The following is a 22,802-nucleotide window of genomic DNA, read 5'->3' as shown; positions in this document are numbered from 1 at the left end:
GGACCGACCCCATGAGACTGACTGTCCGACACACGACTCGATACCGCTACGACACGCCGCTGGCCAATGCCATGCAGCAACTCAGGCTGACACCGGAAGATGGACCGTCACAGACGATCGTGGAATGGTCCATCGATGCTCCCGGCATTGAGCGTGCCACCACTTACAAGGACGCCTTCGAGAACCGTGTGCATATGGTCTCCAGAAGCGAGCTGGTTGAAACGGTTGAGATTACGGCGTCGGGCACCGTCGACACAGTCGACACCAACGGCGTCATCGGTCACGAACCAGATGCCGGCGCTCCGACCCGCCTCTATACGCGCGTGACACCGCTGACCCAGACAAATCAGGCGATCCGCAAGCTCGCGACACTTGCCGAAAGCCACGACAAGATCGCCGGCTTTCACGCGCTGATGCATGCCATACGAGACAAGGTGGACTATAAGATCGGCGTGACCGAGACTCACGCCTCCGCCACGGCTGCTTTGGCCGCTGGCGAAGGGGTCTGCCAGGATCATGCGCATATCTTCATAGCTGCCGCCCGCTCGATCGGCATTCCAGCCAGATACGTGTCGGGATATTTGCTACTGGAAGAAGAACAGGCTTCGGAGGCGCACCATGCGTGGGCGGAGGTTCTGATCAATGGATTGGGATGGACCGGATTCGACATATCCAATGCCATGTGTCCGACCGACCGCTACGTTCGCCTGACGACCGGGCTCGATTCTCGCTCCGCAGCCCCCATCAAAGGACTTCGTTTCGGCGGTCTTGAGGAAAACCTTCAAGTAGAAGTGGATGTCGCACAGGCTGCTTTGCAACAGCAGCAATAGCTGTCATAAGGCAAAGACTTGAGCCGAGCCTTCGACGCCCGGCATTGAAGCATGGGCGGGGCTTTGAAATGACCTATTGTGTCGGGTTGAAATTGGACCGGGGGTTGCTGTTCGCAGCGGACACGCGGACCAATGCCGGTGTCGACAACATTGCCACGTTCAAGAAACTGCACACTTGGGAAGAACCCAACGAACGCGTCATCACGTTGTTGTCGGCTGGCAATCTGGCCATTACCCAGGCCGTCGTTTCACTGTTGAGCGAACACATCACGTCTGTTGAAGACGACCGTGCCACGCTCATGACGGCCAAGACGATGTTTCAGGTTGCACGCCTGGTCGGCAGTGCCGTGCGTGAAGTCAAGGAAATCGATGGCGAAGCGCTGGCGACCAGTGCTGAAAGCTTTTTTGTCACCTTCATCCTTGGTGGACAGATCAGGGGTGAAGAGCCGCGCATGTTCCAGGTCTATGCTGCCGGAAACTTTATCGAAGTCTCCGAGGACACGCCGTTTTTGCAGATCGGCGAGCATAAGTATGGAAAGCCCATTCTTGACCGGGTGACCCGTTCGGACATGCGCCTGGGTGAAGCGGCAAAGCTGGTCCTCCTGTCTTTCGATTCGACCTTGCGGTCCAACCTGTCTGTCGGCATGCCGATCGACATGCTTCTGTACAATACCGATACCTTCTCAACCGAGCGTCAGGTTCGGATCGAACAGAATGACCCATATTTCCGGAAGCTTTCACAAAGCTGGTCGGACAAGTTACGGGAAGCATTCGGCGATATCGATGAGTTTGAGGTCTAGCCTCACTACAGCCTGTCAGGCTGACGTCACAAATCCGCAGTAGATGCGAACCGGACAACTCCGGAGTTCACGTCCATGAGCAATGCCAGCGCCACATCGGATCTCAAACCTGTTTCCTGGACAAGGGAACCGGCTCAAGAGCCGCTTGAGGAAAACGACGGCGCCCTGAGAGCGGTGCGTGACATGATCAGAGCCGGCGAGCGAAATCAACTGGTGGATCTCCTGAAGAAATGGGACCCACTCGACGTAATGCAGCTGCTGGTTCGCCTCCGGCTGAAACACGCCCGAAAACTCTTTCAATGGCTGCCGGCCAATCCCTCAATCAAGGTCGTTGCAGAGCTGCGTCCTGAGTTTCGCTCCATATTGATGGAGGAAAGCACGCTTGAGCAGTTTCGCGACATTCTTGCCGGGCTTGACCCGGAAGACGCGGTGGAAATTCTCAACGAATTTCCCGATGACGCTGCTGAACAGCTGATCGCACGATTGCCCGACATCGAAGATATCGGGACGCGCGGATCTTATGCCGACGACACGGCCGGGCGTGTGATGGCGAGGAAATTTGTTGCTCTGCCCGAGGAGTGCACCGCAGGCGATGCCGTCGCCCAGATGCAAGCAGAAGCAAGCAGAATACGAAAAGTGTTCACGGTTTATGTCACAGACGCCAAAGGCCGTCTGACCGGAACTGTGGAGGTTGGCAAGCTTTTGCTGGCACCCAACGACACGCAGCTCAAGAAAATCATGAACAAGGACGTGATCGCCGTTTCGACCGACACGGACCAGGAGGAAGTCCTCCGACTTGCGCGCAAACGCGACATGCGCACCGTTCCAGTGGTGTCCGGGGATGGACAACTGATTGGCCGTATCACGCCGAAACAGCTGACCCGGATTGCAGCGGATGAAGCCAACGAGGACATGCTGCTCATGAGTGGTGTTTCTGGCGAAGCCCGCTCGGATGATACCGTTTTTAGGATCGTCAAGGGCCGCCTGCCCTGGCTTCTTGCCGGATTAGTTGGCGCGAGCGTAGCGGCAACCGTTGTCGGCTCGTATGAAGATCAACTCGCGGAAGCGGCCATTCTTGCAGCTTTTATCCCCGTGACCATGTCCATGGCCGGAAATGCCGGTCTTCAGGCATCGGCAGTTGCCGTCCAAGGCATCGCCACCGGAGCACTCTGGTCCGGCGACATCTTCTTTCGCCTCATGAAAGAACTTGTCGCAGCGCTTTTCAACGGCGCCATTGCCGGAACGTTGCTCGGCTGTCTTGTCCTGGGCGCATCAATGATTGTTCCACTTGAAGAACCGATGCGGCTAGCGCTCGCCACATCGCTTTCGCTTTTGTGCGTAACCACACTTGCTGCAATGGTCGGCGCGACAGTTCCGATTGTGCTCGACAAGATCGGCATCGATCCCGCCATGGCAATCGGTGTCTTCATCACCTCATCGAATGATGTTCTGGGGGTGTTGATCTTCTTTCTTATGGCAACGACATTCTATTTGGGCTGAGAATTCAGCCTTCGGTAAGGACCAAAACGGCAGCGTCAAACTCTGCTCGTTTGTATGCCCGGATTTGCGCAGCTTCCGCGTCCTCTCCCCAGCGCTCAATGTTGAAGTCTTCTTCCACATGCGCTGCGGTCCAGGCGCTTTCTGCATCGAGTTGCCCCTCTTTCAGCGCAAGTGCCAGCAATGCGGATCCTGTTACACTGGTGATGGTGTGTAGTGCGGCAAGCTGTAAGGGTGTTACGGCGGCAATGTGATTGCGATATGCCGCAAGCAGATCATCAGCTTGCGGGGCGTGAATAATACCTTCAATCAAGACAAACCTACCGCCCAGAAGACCTCCTGCCCAGTCCACGACCGGATCCCAGACAGCCCTCTGAGTTTCTACAAGGCTTTCGGGATCGTCTGCCCGATAACAGAGCGCATCATTGCCCGCAAATCGGGTGATATCATCAGCAACTTCCCCAAACCGGACACTCACTGCGTCTTGCGCCGAATTGGCAATTCGCGTCAGCGGCATGTTCGCGGGATTGATTTCCTTTTCCTGGGCGTTCCATTCAGCGGCAACAGCCGCGCCAAGGGCATTTGACGGCAAGACGAGTGTTTCTCGCCCCGGTGTTTTGACCGGGCGGCCATCGAGGTGAATTTCAAATCCGTTATCACCCGCTATGTGTTTTGCGTCTTTGTAAAACCGCTTGGGCAACTCGCGCTTGGAGAGTTCACGTGCACGCTGCTCAGGGTCTTTGGTCGCCTCTTCCTGCAAGGTCTCAAGAAAGTCTCGCATCACATTGTTTCCTTGTGAATTTTCATAACATTTGACACGGCGGATTCGAGGTCTTCGAAGCTCTGGATTATTTGATCTGCGCCCTCTTTGACGAGGCGGGAATGATCGTGATAACCCCAGGTGACGCCAATGGCATGCGCGCCGGCAGACTTGGCCATGGTCATGTCAAATCCGGTATCTCCAAGCATGACGGTGTTTTCAGGCTCAACTCCTGTTTCAGAAATAGCTCGAAGCACCATGTCCGGATGCGGTTTTGACGGAGATGTGTCCGCAGTCTGGATCGTCACAAACCGTCCGTGAAGGTCATGACTGTCAAACATATGCCGAACGCCCCTCATCGCCTTGCCTGTGGCAATACCGAGCAAAATATCTTCACGCGCATGAAGCTGATCAATCACCTTGCGGGCTCCGGGATATAGCGGATCAAGATCCAGCCCCTGGCGGCGCCTTGAAACTTTCGACTCTCTATAAGCGGCTGCCATGTCGGGAACCTTGTCCGCATGTGTCTTGCCGACCAGATCCAGAAACGCCTCTTCAAGCGATCGCCCGACAATTGACAAGGCCGTCTTTCGATCGGGCATGGGAAGGTCAACTGCAGCGAAGCCTACCTGTAGTCCATGAAAGATGGTGTTTTGACTGTCCACCAGGGTGCCGTCGACATCAAAAAGGATCAGATACATAAGGTCCCAGAACGAAGGGTTGCCGGTTCCGCAGCGAACCGGAAATCGAAGATAGATAACCTCCCCCGCATGTGCAGCGTTTTGGCTTTTGGGTCAAGAGCTGCACAGGTGCTCAATCCAGCCTGGCAAAAATACTGATCGGCAAAAGCTGCCCTAGCACCCTTCCTTTTAACTTCTTGCTTTGGATATCGCAGAATTTAGCCAGGCGCCTGAAAATTGCCTCTTTATCTTGGTTATCGCACACCCAGTCGCGCTTAACCTTCAGTTAACCACGTTTCTAAACGCCCTGATTACCATGAACGGCAATAATCGTCAGCGCGGGTGGGCATGATTATTTGGGGCAGATTTGTCACCAAAGAACACGGATTTTGGGACGCAGTTTGATAGAGCTGCGCGAACGAGAGTGGTTTTGTCTGAATGCCTCGGAACAAACAACGCATCAGCGGCGGTGGGCGCCTGACACCTTTCGCAAATCAGCGGGTATCATTGACCGTACTTGGCGGAGCAACGCTGCTGTTTGCCGGTTTTGCTGCAGTTGTCGCAATTTTGAACTCGACCGCGGCACCCACTCAATTTTCCAGATTCCTTGACTTCGTTGGCGTCCCGACCTCCACGCAACATTCAAGTTATGGCGCTTTGACAAATGGCGCTCAGCGCCCAGCCTCAAAGACTTCAGATCGGACAACTGTCGGAGTTGCTCTGACGGCGAAGGCTAGAACGAGCCCTGTATCGACAGCAATGGCCGCTTTCGATGTCGCTGCCGCACGTGAAGCGTCCGCAAAAAAAGCCGCCAAGAAAGCATTGGCTGCAAAGCTCGCGCACATGAAGCTGGCACGCAGTCTTCTGGCCGCTCAAAAGGCGTCTCAACTGGCAGAAGCTTTGCCTGAACCGACTGTTTTAGTCGCAGCGGACCAAAGCGTTGGCACTCTGGCAAGGGCTTCGGTAACTGCAAGCGCCAAGACACCCGTCAGCGTCGTCGCCTCGCTTGCCGCACCTTCTCATTTCAAGCCTGGAGCAATCCTGCCTCCTGCTCCAACAGTAAAGCCTGATCCGCCGCGACGCGCGAAGCCGGCTTCTCGCACGCCAGCAAACGAAAGCGTGAAACCGCGCAATGGTGCACCCGCCCTTGCATATGCGGCACCTGGCAATCCCGAGAATGAAGAAGCAGGCGTTTTCAGCGGGATAGGTAAACTATTCAACGGCTCAAGGGGTGGTTTGCCTGGTCGTGGAAGCGGCATCGCCGTTTACGATATCAGCGCCGCAACGGTTCATATGCCCGATGGCACCAAGCTCGAAGCTCATTCTGGAATTGGCCATCGCATGGACAATCCCAAATACGCCTATGTAAAGAACCTTGGACCGACACCCCCGAATGTCTACAAGTTGCGCATGCGGGAACGACGTTTTCACGGTGTTGAGGCAATCCGCATGCTGCCGCTCGACAAGGCGGCCATGAAAGGCCGGGACGGTATGCTGACCCATACTCGCCTTCTGAGGAACAGCATCGGGTCTCATGGCTGTGTCGCCTTCAAGGATTACAACAAGTTTCTGCGAGCCTATAAGAGCGGTAAGGTCAAAACTCTGATCGTTGTTCCATCCATGAACAAGCTGCCGACCTATATGGCGAAACTTCAGAGGCAAAGCGGCGCTTGAGATCTCTTGCGAGTGTCTTTCCGATTGGCTATGCCCTAGGGGATAGCCACTCCCGTCTGGCCAGGAGCCTCCCGTGACAAAAATACTTGCGCTGTTTTTGATCCTGATTGCTGCAATCCAGGTGATAAAGCCGCTCGGCTGGCCCGGTCTCAAAAAGCGTTCCGATGCCTGGAAACTGGTTGCCGGTGTTGTGGCAGTCACGGTGGCATCCGTTATTTTGAGCGCATTGTTTCAGGGGCTCTGATCCGAAAACGGCAGTCAGGAAGTCAATACGCTTTGAGGAACGCTGGGACAGCCCATGCCTGTTGAAACAACGCTGCACATGCTCTGCGGAAAGATAGCTTCCGGAAAATCAACCTTCGCAAAAACCTTGTCGGCCAATCCGAAGACAGTTCTGATCAGCGAGGATCTCTGGCTGTCGGGTCTTTACGAAGGCGAGCTGGTCAACATTGCCGACTATGTACGGTGTTCCGGACGTTTGAAGCAGACAATCGCGCCCCATATCGTCGAGCTTCTCAAGTCAGGCCTTTCTGTCGTGCTCGATTTTCCGGCCAATACCCGGGAACAGAGACTGTGGATGAGACATCTGTTCGAAGCGGCAGGCTGTCATCACAAGTTGTACTATTTCGACGTTCCTGATCAAGTCTGCAAGACACGCCTGAAGGCGCGCAACGCATCGGGAACGCACGAGTTTTCGGTAAGTGAAGACGTCTTCGACAAGGTCACCAACTACTTCCAGCCTCCGCAGCCAGACGAGGACTTTGAGTTGGAAATTCACCCGGCAGGGTGAGACTCTTGGCCCACCTAGCTTCTGTCAGCGCTTGATAGTGCTTTCGTCCGGATCGTCTGCTTCCGGATCGTAGTCCGTTGCATCAAAACCCAAAAGGTTCCAGGTTTGTTGCATATGGGGCGGCAATGGCGCAGATACGTCAATCGTACCGTGCCCGGAAGGATGCGGAATGACGATCCTGCGGGCCAACAGGTGAAGCCGGTTCTGGATACCGCCGGGCAGTTCCCAGTTCTCGATGTTGAAATACTTGTCGTCACCAATGATCGGATGACCGATGTGAGCAGCATGTGCCCGCAGCTGATGGGTTCGACCTGTCACAGGCTTCATGGTGACCCAGGAAAGCTTCTGCGCCGATTGCTCAAACACGGAATAGAGCGACACCGCATGTTGGGCGTCATCTTCTCCCTGCCGAACGACCTGCATGCGTTCCTCACCTTCACTGCGCGCCAGGAAAGTTGAGATGCGGCCCTGACGCGGCTTTGGTACACCGGCCAGCATGGTCCAATAGATCTTGCGGGTGTTCCGATGCCGGAAGGCCTTCGTAAGCTCCTGTGCCGCTTGACGTGTGCGAGCCACAAGAATAATCCCTGAAGTTTCCCGGTCCAAACGGTGCACAAGCCGCGGCTTGTTGCCTTTGCGGTCCGTGAAGGCGTCCAGCATACCATCCAGGTGCCGTTTCAGACCGGAGCCACCTTGAACGGCCAGGCCAGCCGGTTTGTTGAGGACCATGACCTGATTGTCCTCAAAAAGAAGCATGTCCTCGATGGCCTTGCGATCATCTGCGATCAGCTTCGTCGACTTCGGCTTTGCGTTCTTCTTGTCGTTGGCAGGCAATTCGACACCAAGTGGTGGAATGCGAACGGTTTGGCCTTTGGCTATTCGCGTACTGGCTTCCGCACGCTTGCCGTCGAGACGCACCTGACCGGTGCGCAGCAGCTTTTGCAGGCGGCCAAAGCCCAGTCCCGGATAATGGGATTTGAACCAACGGTCGAGGCGCATGCCCGCTTCATCTGCGGTCACTTGTTTTTGTTCAATTGCGGACATTTTGTTCTCAAGGTCAGCGGCGTGCTTTCAGAGCCCGCGCGGTCTCGTCCTTCAGCAAGCGGACGAAAATTCGTTCCGGTGCGTATAGGCGGAATCGGCACCAAAAGGAAGAAAAACCTTAGGATCCGAATTGGCGCATGAACATCAGACCGGCGAAGACAGCACCAATGGAAAGGGCAACAGAGCCGAGGATGTAGACAAGTGCCAGGAGAGTGTCTCCCCGTTCCCAAAGGACTGAGGTATCAAGGGAAAAGGCAGAAAACGTTGTAAAGCCGCCAAGAACGCCTGTTGCGAAGAAGTACCGAAGCGTTTGGATATTGGCGGTATCGTGCTTGACCAACCATCCAATGAGGAGCCCCATTGCCAGCGATCCGACAACATTTACGGTCAGGGTGCCGACAGGAAAACCCGGTCCGAAGAGACGCAGCGTCAGGAGCGACACGAGGTGGCGTCCTCCCGCCCCAAGTCCGCCGCCGAGCATAACCAGAAGAAGATGTTTCAATTCTTTTGCCCCAGCGAACGTGTCTTTCCTGCCTTGCCTTAACTGGCAGAGAACGGTTTTCTTGCGTTTAGCACATAAATGCCCGGACCTGAATGAGCCCGTACGCGTCAATGCCGCTGGACTCTGGGTCGTCAAACAATCAGCTATTCGCCCGGGGTTACCGGTTTTTGCTCGCCTTCCTGCCCAAGCCTTTCAAAAATCTTGACCTGATCATCATATTTGGGGTCGATGGTTCCGCAGACCCGGTCCCAGAAAGAAAAGAAATTGGCGAAATTGTATTTGAAGCGAGAATGATGCTGATCGTGGAAGGTGACGCAAACCATCGGCGATGGCATGCGGGACATGGGTGATGCCCAAAATTCGAAACCCGAGTGGCCGATCGTACCGTTGAAGTGATCCCAAAGCCTGTGAACGATCAGAACAGGTATCGGGATCGGCAGAAAGATGACAGCCCACAAATAGTAACTCTGCATGACGAAGGCATCGACCAGGTCATCGGAATAGGTGCTCCAGACCGTCGGGGCGACCGAACGGTGATGTTCGGCGTGGAAACGGTAGAGCCACTTGGTATGCATCAGCCTGTGGCCCCAATAGAACCAGGTGTCAAATGCGATAATGGAGACGACGAACATCAAGATAGCGGACCACCAGGTCAGCTCCAGCGGAGCGACCAGCGTCCAGCCTTTCATTGACAGGAAAATTCCGCCGGCAAGGCACCCAGCAGTCACGGTCAGAGAAGAGACGCTGGCGCGAATTTCCTTCCACATGCGTTTCTCACCGCGCCGGTTCTGTTGAATCCGACGCTCCGGGTGACGGTTCTGGATTTGAACCAGCACCCAGCCAGTGGCGAAATACAAAAACACATTGATGGCATAACAAGCCGCGTAGATCGGCAGAAATTCAAGCAAAACTGTCAACGCTTGATCGAGCATATCGTCTATTTCATCCAGTTTGTCGGTTGGCTGACACAGCTGATCTAGTGTGCGGGCTTACCCGGTTGCCTTGACTTTGGTTTCTTCAGTATCCGGGATCTCTCCGGTTTCTTCCATCGAGCGCACAAGCTCATCGTATTTCGGATGAACTGTTCCACACACGCGATCCCAGAATGAAAAGAAGTTACCGTAGTTATAGTGAAACTGCGAATGATGCAGATCATGGAAGGTCGTACAAATCAGTGGTGACGGGTAGCGCGATGATTTGGACGCAAAATACTCGAAACCGGAATGTCCGACCATGCCCGAAATCTGGTCGAAAAGGCGCAGCGTAAAAACACTCAGTGCCGGAACCGGCAGCACGAGCCACACAATGAAATAGAAGAAATGCTCAATGAGCGTGTCCACGAATGTGGAGCTATCATTGCTCCAGGCTGTTGGGGCTATCGAGCGATGGTGTGGGACGTGGAATTTATAGAGCGCAGGAACATGCAACAGCCTGTGCCCCCAGTAAAACCACGCATCGAACAGCACGAAACAGACGGCAAACATCAGCGGGAACGACCACCAGGAAAGCGCCAGGGGCTCAAACAGGGTCCAACCCTGTGTCTGGGCAAAGTATCCGGCAGACATCAAGACAGAGGACGTTGCAAGCGCCTTCATCGAGGAGCGAATTTCTTCTGCCTGGCGTTTCAATCCGTCGCGGTGTTTTTGAATTCGTCTATCGGGGTAACGGGCGTTGATCGCCATTAAGGCGAAACCAGTCGCAAAGTAGACAGCCACCATAACCGCGTAGATGACTGCAAAAACGGTGATGTACTCAAGCAGGAGCGTCATTGGGATTGATCCTGCTTGCCGGCATAAAGCGCCTCGAACCCTTCAACTCGCTCATCGTAGGTCGGATGAATAGTTCCGCACATCCGATCCCAGAACGAGAAGTAGTTGGCGTAATTGTAGACAAAATACTGATGATGCTGATCGTGATAGAGCGTGCATAGCAGCGGCCAGGGCTTGCGGGCGCTCGGGCTTGCGAAATGCTCATATCCGCAATGGCCAATAGCTGCAGACACCTGATCGAACAACCGATGGCCCAGGAAGACAAGCGGTGGCATCGGCACGACGAGAAGCACCAGTGCATAGTAGGAATGGGCAAAAAGCGTGTCGACGCTGGAACCTGCGTCATTTGACCAGACCGTAGGCGTCACGGTCATATGGTGCGGCTTGTGGAACCGATAGAAAAGCTTTGTATGAAGGATCCGATGGCCCCAGTAGAACCAGGTGTCGTGCAGCATCAGAGAAAGTACAAAGAACAACGGTACAGACCACCAGGACAGGGCCACCGGCGCAAAAAGCGTCCATCCGCGCATCTGGAAATAAAGACCGATGGAAAGACAGCAACTGGTTATCAGAAGCTGGACTGTCGACGACTTGATATCGCGGATCGCGTCATGGGTCGGCTGACGTTTTTGAATCTTGCGGTCGGGATGCCTGCTGTTGAGCGCCGTCATAGCAAGACCCGTCGCGAACAGCACAACAAGGCTCGCCAGATACAATCCGGCAAACATCGCCACCAGCGCGCCAATCCCAGTTCCAAACGTGTCTGTTACGAAGCTCATAAAAAATATCCATCCGTGAGGCCTTCGCTATAGCAGTGCGTAGCGAAAGTTGAAACGCCGCGTCAAGAAAACACGGACAGATTTTATGGACAGATACGCCTAGACTTCCTCTTCAACATGCGCAAAGTCGGGATAAATGGATCTGACCAAAGCGTCGATACGGTCAATTTCATCAGGTATTTCAGTGAGTTTCCCGCGCTCTTCTTCCAAAACGGCCAAAAAGATACGCGCGCGAGCCTGATTGACCTGCGGCTGCGGCAAAGTGCCCTCATGAGCAGCGGACAAGACAATGCTCACCAGCCTGTCGGCGGCGTTCAAGCGCCCCCACAGATAATCATGTTCCCGCCAGCCTCTATTGAAGAAGGCACCAAAGGTATTGAGTTGCTTGCCTTTCAGGTCAAACCCTTGCGTGAAAAGGCTTGTCGCGTCCCGCGGGCTGATCCGGTCGACCAATATCTCAGTGACTTCGGAAAAATCGTTTCTTTGCAGGACCGGAAATGTAATGAGGTCATAGAACGCAAAGCCAATATAGGCTCGCATCAGGGTCGCATGCCGTTCCTTGTCGAGCAGCTCAAGTGCCGTTTCAGCAAACAATTCATCCTGTAACCGGTCGAGATCAGCAAGTCCCATCATGCCGATCAGGCTGTCCAGGAGAGTTGCGACATGATCGCCTGCAGTGGATGCACCAACTGAAACGTCCTGAACGAATTCCCGCGTTATTGACTGGCTTCTGCCACCAAAAAATCGACGGGTCCAGCGCCAGCCCAAATGGTCGATTTGCTCATATAGCAAACCTTTCAGGCGATCGAGCGCGGCTGTATCTGGCGGCGGCAACCCGCTGTCGGGCTCATAGTGGTAAAACCCGTTGAGCTTGCGAATGACGAAACGTAACCGCCTCACCCGATAATCAACGTCAAGACCACGCAGCAGTCCAACAATCTCCGGGTCGGTGCGGCCAAGTACATCCTTGCTGTTTTTCGTGAGATCCGTGAAGTGGTTTGCAAACAGGCCCAGCATGGCCTCTTCCTGCGCCCGTGCGCCCTCGTCTTCACTCAACAGCGCTGCAAGACCCGCAATCCGCTCGGCAAGAGCATGAAGTTTCAGCGACTGATAGTTCAGGAAAGCAAAGCCTGCCTGCTGGAAGGCAGCTACTGTCGCATCCTGGCGGCACTTGGCCAGCAACGCAGCGCTCACCTTGCGCCGCTTTGGCAGCAGTCCCGAAACCGCCTGCTCCACCATGGGTCCCGCTGCATCGATCAGCTGTGATAGCCACCGGCTTCGCCTGTTGTTCTGTTCCAGTTCACGCAGGTCATCTCCAATCGGCTCATTTCGAGGAATATGCGCAAGCGATGCCAGAATAACCCGAAAAAATCCCGGCAACTCGACAGGACCGCTGCCCGCTTCTTGCGGTTCCACCGGTGCTGGATCGACATAAATCAAACGCCGAGCAACTTCGCGCGCGGCCGGCCGTCTCTGAATAACGTCAATCACGGGAGCAAATGGTTTGTTCATCACAACACTGCCGTCGACGAAGCAGTGATTGCCGAAAGTTTCGGATCTAAGATCGAGGCCCTGGGCCAGAAACGAATCTCGATTGTTCCAGGCCAGCTCCTTCCTTGAAAGCACCCTTTCCATCTCCGCAACTGTCGCCGGAGGAAAGGCTCCCGGGAAAGAAGAGGTTGCGCGTGCAGCAAAGACAATGTCCGGGATGTTATCTGTGTCGAATTGACTGTCGACAAAACCTGGTGCCCGGTGAACTGCATGAAAGTTTAAGATTCGGCGATGATCCCACTCTTCCACAAAAGCGGGGTCATCCAGATGGATCCGGCGCTTCATGCCGTTGTAATCTGTAATGGTGACGAATAGGTCGAGTGTTTGCCCGCGTGGTATCAGCGACCGGCCAGTGCTTTCCCCGTTTTCCATTTTTCGGCATGCATCCAGCATCCAGCCGATAAAGCGTTCGCCCGAAAACGGCGGCGAAAACCAGCGCGACTGCATGAATTGGCGCAGTTTCTCGCGTGTCTCTGCACTCTCGATCTGTTTGTTCAGTCTAGAAGAGATGAGACGGTCCAAAACCGGTGAAACCGAAAGCTTCAGATAGCGTGAAAGACCGGACTGGGGCCTTGCCAGCCGCGTAACGTCAGCATTTTGAAGCCACATCTCACTATGGCTGTCGAGCGGCAGGTCGTGGGCGATGGCGCGCGCCAGCATGATACCGTTGACACCACCAGCCGAAGCGCCTGCGATTGCATCAACAACAACTCTGATGTCGGCAACAGAAGAAATCAGATCAAGAAGGTCACGAAATGCGGTTTGAACCGGAGGCAGTTCTGAAGGTTGGTTCTCGGCAGTCTTGCCAGCATTGCGATCCAACCGGAAGTTCGAAGCACGTACCAGGTTCAAAACTTCACGGCTCACGCCGTGCATATAGATGGCCAGGGACACGCCCCCATAGAGCACAAGCGCCAATCTGAGTTCGATTTCCTTCATGGGCTGCCGCCGGCTTCCGGTTTGGGACTCAACGAACCATTCGCGAGTCTAACACAGTAAAAGGTTTCAAATGTTTATGTGGCGATCGCACCGCCATACCGAAGAGCTGCCCCATTACAATGTGATCATGCCTTCTCACGTCTGGGCGTTCCGTGCGTGATCAAGATTTGACATCGCTTCGTATACTGGAAAGTTGCACTGCACTTTTTCGCGCGAGCTGAAGTCCTCTTGCGCTAAGATAAAGCATCCGTCGAAGGTGATTCTTGGGCGGGAGGCTAAACGGCATCAACAGAGACTTCCGTCCACTCGATCAAAATGGCACTCAGCTTGGAAAAAGAAACGCAGCCCTCGTCCGGCATCAAGAACGAAAGAGAGGACGCTCCCCTTCGCTCATTCGAAGAGGAAAACAAGGATCTGCGTGCTGAACTGGAAGACCTTCGCGTTCTTTATGAAGCGACGATCGAACATAGCGAGGCTATTGAAGATCAGCTTTCCGAGCAGTCGGAAAAACTTGAGGATCTCTCCAGGCAGCTGGCAAAATATTTGTCTCCACAGGTCTATCAGTCCATCTTCGAGGGCCGACAGGAAGTCAAGATTGCCTCCACTCGCAAGAAACTGACTGTCTTTTTCTCGGACATCGCAGACTTTACCGAGACCGCCGACCGATTGGAGAGCGAAGAGCTCACAAGCGTCCTCAATCAATACCTGACCGAGATGTCCAGGATTGCGTTGAAGCATGGCGCGACGATCGACAAATATGTCGGCGATGCCATCGTTATCTTCTTCGGTGATCCGGAAACACGTGGTGTGACGGAAGACGCGCTCGCCTGCGTGAAAATGGCAATTGAGATGCGCGAACGCATGTCCGAGCTGCAGGACGTCTGGCGGCAGGCAGGAATATCCAATCCGCTCAAATGCCGGATGGGCATCCATACCGACTATTGCACTGTCGGCAACTTCGGCAGTGATGATCGACTGGACTATACGATCATAGGCAGAGGCGTGAACATCGCATCGAGACTGGAAGCCCTGTCTGACCCTGGCTCGATCCTGATATCCTTTGAAACCTACTCGCAGGTGAAACAGCATGTCGCCTGCACCGGAAACGGCGACGTCACGGTCAAAGGCATCGCCTACCCCGTGAACACTTTCCAGGTAGTGGGATTGAAAGACAAATCGTCTGATACGCTCGGCGCAGATCTATCGAAAGTGTCTGAAAAGCTGAATGAGCTCGCATTTGATCTGCCGGAAGAGTTGGAAGCCGGCGAGCGGGAACAACTGATCAAATCTCTGCAAAGCGCATTGGATCGGCTTAAGTCGCCTGGCGACTGAACCGGCCCGCCGCAAAGTTCGGCATTTCAGCTACGTTCTTTTCTCAGCTTGTCCCAATACTCCAACCGCTTTTTGAGCTCACGTTCAAATCCACGTTGCGGCGGGTCGTAGTAGGTCTCACGACCCAGGTTTTCTGGAAAATAGTCCTGGCCGGAAAACCCGTCAGGGGCATCGTGGTCATAGCTGTACCCTGCTCCGTAGCCTTCTTCCTTCATCAGCTTTGTGGGTGCATTGAGGATATGTTTGGGCGGAAGCAGCGAACCGCTGGACTTGGCTGAACGCATTGCAGCTTTGTACGCGACATAAGCGCCGTTCGACTTAGGTGCCGTCGCCAGGTAAATGACCGCCTGTGCGAGGGCCAGCTCGCCTTCGGGAGACCCCAGCATCTGATAGGCGTCGCGAGCCGCATTCGCCTGTACCAGCGCATTGGGGTCTGCAAGACCGATGTCCTCTACAGCCATGCGGATCAAACGTCGGGCGAGATACATGGGATCTTCGCCACCATCGAGCATGCGGCAGAACCAGTAAAGCGAGGCGTCCGGATCGGAACCGCGTACCGACTTGTGGAGTGCCGAGATGAGGTTGTAGTGACCATCCGCGCTCTTGTCATAGATTGGAGCGCGCCTCTGCACGATCTGCTGCAAGCGCTCTGCGTCGAAAACTTCATCTATGTCGGCAGCCCGCCAGACATCTTCAGCAAGGGTCAGTGCGGAACGGCCATCACCATCCGCCATGCGGATAAGCACTTGTCGTGCTTCGGCATCAAGCGGCAGAGCCCGTTCTTCAGTCTCCTCCGCCCTGAGCAGAAGTTTTTCAATTGCATCGCCTGACAGGGACTGAAACGTCATGACATGCGAGCGCGACAGAAGCGCTGCATTCAATTCAAATGACGGGTTCTCGGTGGTGGCTCCGACCAGTGTGATCGTGCCGTCTTCCATGACAGGCAGAAAACTGTCCTGTTGGGCACGATTGAAACGATGGATCTCGTCCACGAACAAAAGCGTGGCGCGTCCGCCCATGCGCCGCGCCCTCGCAGCCTCGAAGACTTTCTTCAGTTCAGAAACGCCGGAGAAAATGGCTGAGATCTGCTCAAACGCCAGATCTGTCTCATTGGCCAAAAGGCGCGCGATTGTGGTTTTGCCAGTCCCTGGCGGCCCCCAGAAAATCAGTGATCCAAGCGTGCGCGTCTTTAGCATCCTGGACAATGTGCCCTCAGGGCCCAGCAAGTGATCCTGGCCAACAACATCAGCCAGCTTTGCCGGACGCATTCTGTCGGCCAAAGGCCGAGGGCCGGACTGTGCCAGACCCGAAGCTTCGAACAGATCGCTCAAAGGGACGTCTACCTCAAGATAAGCTGGGACACCTTGCCATCGCGTTCGATCTCAAGCCGCCAGACACGCGGAGGTGTCTTGGTCACCGTTTCAAGCATCCTGGTGCTTTCGACAACCTGCTCATTGATACCACGCACGACATCGCCGGGACGCAAGCCCACCTGATTTGCCGTGCTGCCGCGCCGCACCGCTGTGATCACAACGCCTTCAAATACCCCTTCCAAACCGATTTCTGTCGATACGGCCGGAGAAAGGTTCATGACTGTTGCCCCTTCGAACGGCGAAAATTCAACAAGCTCTCGCGTATCCCGCGGCACTGTCTCCGGGGCCGGCACCAGGGAAATGGGCAATGCAATTTCCTTGCCGTCACGGATGATCTTGAACTCAGTGTCATCGCCGATCATCTTGGTCGCAAACCGATAGCCGAAGGAGTTCGGATCGGTTACTTCCTTGCCGCCGATAGCAACAACGAGATCACTCACTTTCAGCCCGGCATCCTGTGCAGGCGACCCGTCGAAAACGGCGGTCACCAAAACCCCGCGCGGACGATCGAGTGAGAGTGCTTCTGCAATCTCTGAATTGACCAGCTGTACGGTCGCGCCGAGCCAGGGCCTTTGGACCTTGCCTCCCTGGTCAGCCGCCCGCGCTACAAACCGCGCCATATGGGCGGGGATGGCAAAACCAATGCCGTTGGAACCACCAGAACGAGAGAAAATCGCCGTGTTGATCCCGACGAGTTTCCCCTCCATGTCCACGAGTGCTCCGCCGGAGTTGCCCGGATTGATCGCGGCGTCCGTCTGAATGAAAAACTGGAAATCAGTGACACCAACCTGTGTCCGGGCCGTCGCGGAAACAATGCCCTGGGTCACAGTCTGACCGACACCGAACGGATTGCCAATGGCAAGCACAATGTCTCCGACCTCGAGACTGTCGGACTCTGCAAAAGTCGTATGATCAAACGGCCCCTCGCCCTTGATCTTCAATACGGCAAGATCGGTTCGCTCATCCAGCAAAACGATTTCTGCATCAAACTCACGCCTGTCACTCAGCGCGACACGGACTTCATCCGCATCTTTGATGACGTGATGATTGGTGATGACGGTGCCGTCTTGGCTGATGATCACGCCGGAGCCAAGGGAGGATTCCACCCGCTCGCGCGGACGGTCAAAGCCACCGCCTCCTGGCTGGCCGAAAAATCGCCTGAAGAAAGGATCATCAAAAAACGGCGATACTCGTTGCCGCTGCACGACCTTGCGACTGGCATAGACGTTGACGACGGCCGGAGCGACGTTTTTCACAATCGGCGCGAAGGACAGCTTTATTTGTGTTTCGCTTTGAGGAACCAGCCTGAGGTCGGCGGGTGTTGGCTGTGCTGTCTGGGCAAATGCGTTTGCCGACCAAAGGCCCAAAACCCCCGTCAGAACTAAGCACAGCAGTTTTGTCGTTTTACCGGTTTGTGCCAGGCGCATGCCATGCCCTCGTTTCGAATCTCAAAAGGTTGAATGCCGATACATGGCAGATAGGGTGGAATGGAGGCAAATACAAAAGCAAAAAGCCGCCGGAAATCCGGCGGCTTTCGATCAAAATACAGTGTTTGATCAGGCAGAGCGGACCTGATCGAGGAAGCTGCGGACTTCGGTGTCCAGCTGCTCAGCCTCCGATGCCATATCTCCAGCTTCATCCGTGAAGTTCTGAGCGGCCATGTTGGTGTCGTTGGAAAGTGAGGCAACGTTCCGAATGTCCTCAACCACCTTGGATGTTCCACCAGCTGCACGTTGCGTATTCTCCGCAATGCCCTGCGTCGCATAGCTTTGCTCAGTCACCGCAGCGGCAACTTCACTGACCGATTGCGTGATATCATCAATCGTTTTTTGGATGTCACCGATTGCTCCAACCGCATCATCCGTCGCTCCGCGGATCGCATCAATCTGCTGCTGGATTTCACCAGTCGCCTTGCCTGTCTGTGCGGCAAGGTCCTTGACTTCGGATGCAACCACCGCAAAGCCCTTGCCCGCTTCACCGGCACGTGCCGCTTCGATGGTCGCATTCAGAGCCAGCAAGTTGGTTTGGTCTGCAATGTCGGAGATAAGCGTGACCACTTCACCGATCCGGTTAGCTGCTTCAGCAAGCGACTTGACGGTCTCGTTGGTTGTTTCCGCACGCTTTGTCGCTTCAGCTGCCACGCCAGACGAACGTTCAATCAGCGTTGAGATCTCCTGAATCGAACTGGAAAGCTGATCGGAAGCAGCTGCAATCGACTCCACTTCGGCAAGCGTACCTTCAGACATCTCCGCAGCATTGGTGGAGGTTTCACCAGCACTATCTGTCATGCTGCGCATGTTGTTAGCGCTTTCACGCAGCTTCGATGCAGACCGCGCGACCTTGTCGACCACCGTGCCGACAGTCGCTTCGAAATCACCAGCAAGGCTTGCCAGCATTTCCTGCCGTTGTGCTGCTTGGCGTTGCGCTTCGTCGGCCTCTTCTGCAGCCCTGCGCTCATTTTCATCTGCAGCGTTCTGGCGGATTTGCAGAACGGCACGGCCGATATCGCCAATTTCGTCCTTGCGTTTCGCTGCCTTGATTTCAGCGCCAAGATCACCTGAGGCAATTGCATTGAGCGCGCCGACCAGTGTGGTCAACGGTCCGGTGATCGAGCGAGAGAAGAACAGTGCGATGACAGCGGCAACCGCAATGGTCCCCAAGGACCAGATAAACATCTGATCGCGCATGTTGGTAACTGCCGAAAGCGTCTCTTCAACGCTCTTTTCAGCAACAATCGCCCAGTTCTGTCCTTGGAAGGAGAGCGGGCGTGCGACCATGAGGTCTGCAACACCATCAGCACCGATAACGATATCCGCTGCTTCCGCACCGTTTGCTGCTTCGCGTGCCGGAGCAGCGTCTACAGTTGCGGTCAAAGCGGTCTGTGAACCGGCAAGTGGCATGTCACTGAGAACCAGACCATCTTGATCGATGACGTAAACTTGGCCTGTTTCACCAAGATCCTCACGTCCCGCAACGACTTTGTTCAAAAACTTGGTGTTCAAACGGACAACAGCCACACCATTCAGGCTAACGGAACCAAAGGAATTCATATAGACCGGAGACGCAAGGAACAGCGTTCCCTCACCACCACTAGGGCCGTAAGCTTCAAACCCTGTCGCAGCGACCTTGCCTTCTTCCAGCTCTTTTGCAGCATTGAAGACAGCTTCAAGACCGGTTCCGTCGGCAGCACTTCCTTCACCAAGCTTTGAGAGGAATTCATCCCCTTTGGTGACAGAGTAAAGAACAAGGCCTGCAGGATCTATCAGATAGACATCTGCGTATCCGCCGTTTTTCCAGACATTATAAAAGGCCGGATGCGCTTCCGAGTGGCGCCAGGCGTACATGGTCTTTTGCTCGGCACCTGTCAGCTGAGCACGTTCTTCAGGTGACTGTGGAGCGTGGAAAAGGCTCAGAATTTCTGCCTTTTCCTTGTCTAGGTTCATGGTCGCATTGCCCAGATTGCTGATCGGGTCAGCCACGCTGGAGGCAAGATTGACAATTTCCGCCTCGACGGTATCCAGCTTTGCGTCAAGCAGTGCCGACCTGGCCGTGATGACCATACCAAGCTCAGCTTCGGCTGCTTTCTGCAAGCCGTCTTTGCCCGTCATGTAACCAATCACACCGACCGCCGCACAGGCAGCGACCGTGATCACGATCATCAAAGCAGGAATAACAAAGGAAAGACGAAGAGAAGGCCCAGCCTTCTTCGATCCCGATTTCTTGTTGCCGATCACAATAATTCTCCCCAGCCCCGAATCCATCTCCAGGAGGCTGGGAAAAGATAGGCTCGAGTTTCTTAAATCATTGATAATCGGCAATCATACTATTTCCAGGCAGCAGAAAAGTATTTGAAGATGTTTCTTTTAAACAAAAAGGCGGGCCAATGCCCGCCTTTCAGTATTCGCTATGAAAACCGAACTTACGCTGCGTTTTCAGCCGCTTCTTCTGCTTCAACACGAGCGCGATCGTCTGCGCCACGCGCTTCCGGATCCCGGTCGACGAGCTCGATGACTGCCATCGGAGCATTGTCACCATAGCGGAAACCGGCTTTCAGAACGCGGGAATACCCCCCGTTGCGTTCCTTGTAACGCTCGCCAAGCGTGTCAAACAGCTTGGCAACCATGGCTGTATCGCGGATCTGCGAGATAGCCTGGCGGCGTGCATGAAGATCACCGCGTTTGCCCAAAGTGATGAGCTTGTCGATGATCGGCTTCATTTCTTTGGCCTTGGGCAGGGTCGTGACGATCTGCTCGTGCTTGATCAGCGACGCTGCCATGTTTGCGAACATAGCCTTGCGGTGGCTAGAAGTCCGATTGAGCTTGCGGCCGGCTTTACCGTGGCGCATGGCCCTCTCCTTTTTCTATCGGGAAGTCTGCTCTGTTTCCTTCAAGAGCACTTGCCCGGTGGTTCCCTAAAGGACGCATGCGTCCTTAATACTGATGGTCTTCGTAGCGCTTGGCGAGATCATCGATGTTCTCAGGCGGCCAGTTGGCGACTTCCATGCCGAGATGGAGGCCCATCTGAGCGAGAACTTCTTTGATTTCGTTGAGCGACTTGCGGCCGAAATTCGGCGTCCGCAGCATTTCCGCTTCGGTCTTCTGAATGAGATCGCCAATATACACGATATTGTCGTTCTTCAGGCAGTTTGCAGACCGGACAGACAGTTCCAGCTCGTCGACTTTCTTCAAAAGCGCCGGGTTGAAAGCCAGTTCCGGAACAGTGTCCTCGGCGACTTCGCGTTGCGGCTCTTCGAAATTGACGAAGATGGAAAGCTGATCCTGCAGAATGCGCGCTGCGAAAGCCACGGCATCATCCGGCTTGACGGAACCATCGGTTTCAATGGTCAGGGTCAGCTTGTCATAGTCAAGAACCTGGCCTTCACGGGTGTTTTCCACCTTGTAGGAGACCTTCTTGACCGGTGAGTAAAGACTGTCGACCGGAATCAACCCGATCGGAGCATCTTCCGGCCGGTTGCGATCAGAAGAATGGTAGCCTTTACCGGTGTTGACGGTGAATTCCATGCGGATTTCAGCGCCTTCGTCGAGTGTGCAGAGAACCAGTTCCGGGTTGAGCACTTCCACGTCGCCGACTGTCTGGATATCACCGGCCGTCACAACACCTGGTCCCTGCTTGCGCACAACCATGCGCTTGGGTCCTTCGCCTTCCATGCGAATGGCGATTTCCTTGATGTTGAGCACGATGTCGGTGACATCTTCCCGGACACCCGGGATCGACGAGAACTCATGCAGAACGCCGTCGATCTGAACCGCTGTTACCGCCGCCCCTTGCAGGGAGGACAGAAGAATGCGGCGCAGGGCGTTGCCCAGTGTCAAACCGTAGCCACGCTCGAGCGGCTCGGCAACAACTGTTGCCAAGAAGCGCGGGTCATCACCCGGCTTGATCTCGAGTTTGGTCGGCTTGATCAGTTCCTGCCAATTTTTTTGAATGGTCACGTTTGCGTCCCTTCGGCTATCCCGCCCGGCTCTGCGGCCAGGCTATTCTTTGCCATTTGGAGAAACAGGTACCTAAGACTGAATAAGCCTTAGACGCGGCGGCGCTTGCGCGGACGACAGCCGTTGTGCGGTATCGGCGTCACGTCGCGGATGGACGTGATCAGGAAACCGGCGGCCTGCAGTGCCCGAAGCGCAGATTCACGGCCGGAACCCGGACCGCGCACTTCAACTTCGAGAGTGCGCATGCCGTGTTCGGCAGCTTTCTTCGCAGCATCTTCAGCAGCAACCTGAGCCGCATACGGCGTGGACTTACGAGAGCCCTTGAAGCCAAGCGCACCAGCGGAAGACCAGGAAATTGCATTGCCCTGAGCGTCCGTGATCGTGATCATCGTGTTGTTGAATGTCGAATTCACATGCGCAACGCCAGACGAAATGTTCTTGCGTTCGCGGCGACGCACGCGCGTCGTGTCTTTAGCCATTTTGTTATCCTTGTTTTGATCTCGTCACTGCCGTAATGCCGGCAGCTCCACCACCAATCGCGGAATGATGATTATTTCTTCTTACCTGCGATCGGTTTCGCCGGACCCTTGCGAGTACGTGCGTTAGTATGCGTCCGCTGACCACGAACCGGCAGGCCGCGGCGGTGACGCAGGCCGCGGTAGCAGCCAAGATCCATCAAACGCTTGATGTTCATTGCCGTATCACGGCGAAGATCACCCTCAACCATATAGTCACGGTCGATGGTTTCGCGGATCTGCAGAACTTCTGCGTCGGAAAGCTCGTTCACACGGCGGGAAGCGTCGATGTTGTTCTTTTCAACGATTTCCTGGGCAAATTTCTTGCCAATGCCGTGAATGTATTGAAGCGCGATGACAACGCGCTTGTTCGTCGGGATGTTAACGCCAGCAATACGTGCCACGTTGGTCTCCATGTTATGCGGCAGAACCGGAGTTTCTGCCCGCAGTGGGTAGTGCCCGCGTCCGGTGGAGTCCGGCCCTTGCGGGTGTGAAAATGCCGGGATGGTCCCGG

The 22,802-nt window shown here is 55.0% G+C and carries 21 protein-coding genes and 1 pseudogene; 7 read left to right on the top strand and 15 right to left on the bottom strand.

Annotated elements, in window-relative coordinates:
* The first annotated feature begins 11 nt into the window (after positions 1 to 11).
* The 3 genes from FIV00_RS14460 (at position 12) to mgtE (ending at position 3,130) form a co-directional block, all read left to right on the top strand.
* Positions 12 to 830 carry a transglutaminase family protein gene (locus FIV00_RS14460; protein ID WP_152501404.1) on the top strand — a complete coding sequence of 273 codons (819 nt, stop codon included), beginning with the start codon at positions 12 to 14 and terminating at the stop codon, positions 828 to 830.
* Positions 831 to 898: 68 nt separating this feature from the next.
* The gene (locus tag FIV00_RS14455) at positions 899 to 1,630 is read left to right on the top strand and encodes a proteasome-type protease (RefSeq protein ID WP_152501403.1); all 732 of its coding nucleotides are present in this window, start codon (positions 899 to 901) and stop codon (positions 1,628 to 1,630) included.
* 75 nt (positions 1,631 to 1,705) lie between these two features.
* On the top strand, positions 1,706 to 3,130 hold the full coding sequence (gene mgtE / locus FIV00_RS14450; RefSeq protein WP_152501402.1) for a magnesium transporter: 1,425 nt from the start codon (positions 1,706 to 1,708) through the stop codon (positions 3,128 to 3,130).
* A 4-nt stretch (positions 3,131 to 3,134) separates the two neighbouring features.
* On the opposite strand, the gene FIV00_RS14445 is transcribed toward mgtE, so the two are convergent.
* Both FIV00_RS14445 and FIV00_RS14440 read right to left on the bottom strand, forming a co-directional pair.
* Positions 3,135 to 3,908 (bottom strand): ATP12 family chaperone protein, encoded by a 774-nt coding sequence (locus FIV00_RS14445; protein WP_152501401.1) that lies wholly within the window; start codon positions 3,906 to 3,908, stop codon positions 3,135 to 3,137.
* Positions 3,908 to 4,588, bottom strand: coding sequence for an HAD-IA family hydrolase (locus tag FIV00_RS14440; RefSeq protein WP_152501400.1), 681 nt, complete (start codon positions 4,586 to 4,588; stop codon positions 3,908 to 3,910). Before FIV00_RS14440 ends, FIV00_RS14445 begins: the two co-directional genes overlap by 1 nt.
* 417 nt (positions 4,589 to 5,005) lie before the next feature.
* On the opposite strand from FIV00_RS14440, the gene FIV00_RS14435 reads away from it, so the two are divergent.
* The 3 genes from FIV00_RS14435 (at position 5,006) to FIV00_RS14430 (ending at position 7,031) form a co-directional block, all read left to right on the top strand.
* On the top strand, positions 5,006 to 6,241 hold the full coding sequence (locus tag FIV00_RS14435; protein ID WP_152501399.1) for a DUF2778 domain-containing protein: 1,236 nt from the start codon (positions 5,006 to 5,008) through the stop codon (positions 6,239 to 6,241).
* 73 nt (positions 6,242 to 6,314) lie between these two features.
* Complete coding sequence (locus FIV00_RS29805) at positions 6,315 to 6,485, top strand: hypothetical protein (RefSeq protein WP_173005992.1); 171 nt, start codon at positions 6,315 to 6,317, stop codon at positions 6,483 to 6,485.
* A 54-nt stretch (positions 6,486 to 6,539) separates the two neighbouring features.
* Positions 6,540 to 7,031, top strand: coding sequence for an ATP-binding protein (locus FIV00_RS14430; protein WP_152501398.1), 492 nt, complete (start codon positions 6,540 to 6,542; stop codon positions 7,029 to 7,031).
* A 24-nt stretch (positions 7,032 to 7,055) separates the two neighbouring features.
* Here FIV00_RS14430 and FIV00_RS14425 read toward each other — a convergent pair whose 3' ends face one another.
* The 6 genes from FIV00_RS14425 to FIV00_RS14400 all read right to left on the bottom strand — a co-directional run bounded on the left by FIV00_RS14425 (position 7,056) and on the right by FIV00_RS14400 (position 13,615).
* Positions 7,056 to 8,075: an RluA family pseudouridine synthase gene (locus FIV00_RS14425; protein ID WP_152501397.1), complete on the bottom strand. Its 1,020-nt coding sequence runs from the start codon at positions 8,073 to 8,075 to the stop codon at positions 7,056 to 7,058.
* A 118-nt stretch (positions 8,076 to 8,193) separates the two neighbouring features.
* Entirely contained in the window at positions 8,194 to 8,577 is a 384-nt protein-coding gene (crcB, locus tag FIV00_RS14420) for a fluoride efflux transporter CrcB (protein ID WP_152501396.1), read from the bottom strand.
* A gap of 143 nt (positions 8,578 to 8,720) precedes the next feature.
* Positions 8,721 to 9,509, bottom strand: coding sequence for a sterol desaturase family protein (locus tag FIV00_RS14415; protein WP_152501395.1), 789 nt, complete (start codon positions 9,507 to 9,509; stop codon positions 8,721 to 8,723).
* Between the two features lie 57 nt (positions 9,510 to 9,566).
* Positions 9,567 to 10,346, bottom strand: a complete 780-nt coding sequence (locus FIV00_RS14410) for a sterol desaturase family protein (protein ID WP_152501394.1) — start codon at positions 10,344 to 10,346, stop codon at positions 9,567 to 9,569.
* Positions 10,343 to 11,125 carry a sterol desaturase family protein gene (locus FIV00_RS14405; RefSeq protein ID WP_152501393.1) on the bottom strand — a complete coding sequence of 261 codons (783 nt, stop codon included), beginning with the start codon at positions 11,123 to 11,125 and terminating at the stop codon, positions 10,343 to 10,345. The genes FIV00_RS14410 and FIV00_RS14405 overlap by 4 nt, the downstream gene beginning before the upstream one ends.
* A 99-nt stretch (positions 11,126 to 11,224) precedes the next feature.
* The gene (locus FIV00_RS14400) at positions 11,225 to 13,615 is read right to left on the bottom strand and encodes a patatin-like protein (protein WP_152501392.1); all 2,391 of its coding nucleotides are present in this window, start codon (positions 13,613 to 13,615) and stop codon (positions 11,225 to 11,227) included.
* A gap of 480 nt (positions 13,616 to 14,095) precedes the next feature.
* Here FIV00_RS14400 and FIV00_RS14395 point away from each other — a divergent pair.
* Positions 14,096 to 14,947 (top strand): annotated as a pseudogene (locus tag FIV00_RS14395) (adenylate/guanylate cyclase domain-containing protein); the annotation flags it as partial.
* Positions 14,948 to 14,973: 26 nt separating this feature from the next.
* Here the strand turns inward: FIV00_RS14395 and FIV00_RS14390 are convergent.
* The 7 genes from FIV00_RS14390 to rpsM all read right to left on the bottom strand — a co-directional run bounded on the left by FIV00_RS14390 (position 14,974) and on the right by rpsM (position 22,692).
* The gene (locus FIV00_RS14390; protein WP_152501390.1) at positions 14,974 to 16,278 is read right to left on the bottom strand and encodes a replication-associated recombination protein A; all 1,305 of its coding nucleotides are present in this window, start codon (positions 16,276 to 16,278) and stop codon (positions 14,974 to 14,976) included.
* An 8-nt stretch (positions 16,279 to 16,286) separates the two neighbouring features.
* The gene (locus FIV00_RS14385) at positions 16,287 to 17,747 is read right to left on the bottom strand and encodes a Do family serine endopeptidase (RefSeq protein ID WP_152501389.1); all 1,461 of its coding nucleotides are present in this window, start codon (positions 17,745 to 17,747) and stop codon (positions 16,287 to 16,289) included.
* Between the two features lie 129 nt (positions 17,748 to 17,876).
* Positions 17,877 to 20,054: a methyl-accepting chemotaxis protein gene (locus tag FIV00_RS14380; protein WP_209006931.1), complete on the bottom strand. Its 2,178-nt coding sequence runs from the start codon at positions 20,052 to 20,054 to the stop codon at positions 17,877 to 17,879.
* 185 nt (positions 20,055 to 20,239) lie between these two features.
* The gene (rplQ, locus tag FIV00_RS14375) at positions 20,240 to 20,665 is read right to left on the bottom strand and encodes a 50S ribosomal protein L17 (protein ID WP_152501388.1); all 426 of its coding nucleotides are present in this window, start codon (positions 20,663 to 20,665) and stop codon (positions 20,240 to 20,242) included.
* An 85-nt stretch (positions 20,666 to 20,750) separates the two neighbouring features.
* A complete protein-coding gene (locus tag FIV00_RS14370) occupies positions 20,751 to 21,773 on the bottom strand; it encodes a DNA-directed RNA polymerase subunit alpha (protein ID WP_152501387.1) in 1,023 nt (340 codons plus the stop codon).
* Positions 21,774 to 21,862: 89 nt separating this feature from the next.
* Positions 21,863 to 22,252 carry a 30S ribosomal protein S11 gene (gene rpsK, locus FIV00_RS14365; protein WP_006936427.1) on the bottom strand — a complete coding sequence of 130 codons (390 nt, stop codon included), beginning with the start codon at positions 22,250 to 22,252 and terminating at the stop codon, positions 21,863 to 21,865.
* Between the two features lie 71 nt (positions 22,253 to 22,323).
* Positions 22,324 to 22,692, bottom strand: coding sequence for a 30S ribosomal protein S13 (gene rpsM, locus FIV00_RS14360; RefSeq protein WP_152501386.1), 369 nt, complete (start codon positions 22,690 to 22,692; stop codon positions 22,324 to 22,326).
* Between the last annotated feature and the right edge of the window lie 110 nt (positions 22,693 to 22,802).

Source organism: Labrenzia sp. THAF82, from assembly GCF_009363435.1.
GTDB classification, from domain to species: domain Bacteria; phylum Pseudomonadota; class Alphaproteobacteria; order Rhizobiales; family Stappiaceae; genus Roseibium; species Roseibium porphyridii.
This window is presented reverse-complemented; position numbering and strand designations above follow the sequence as displayed.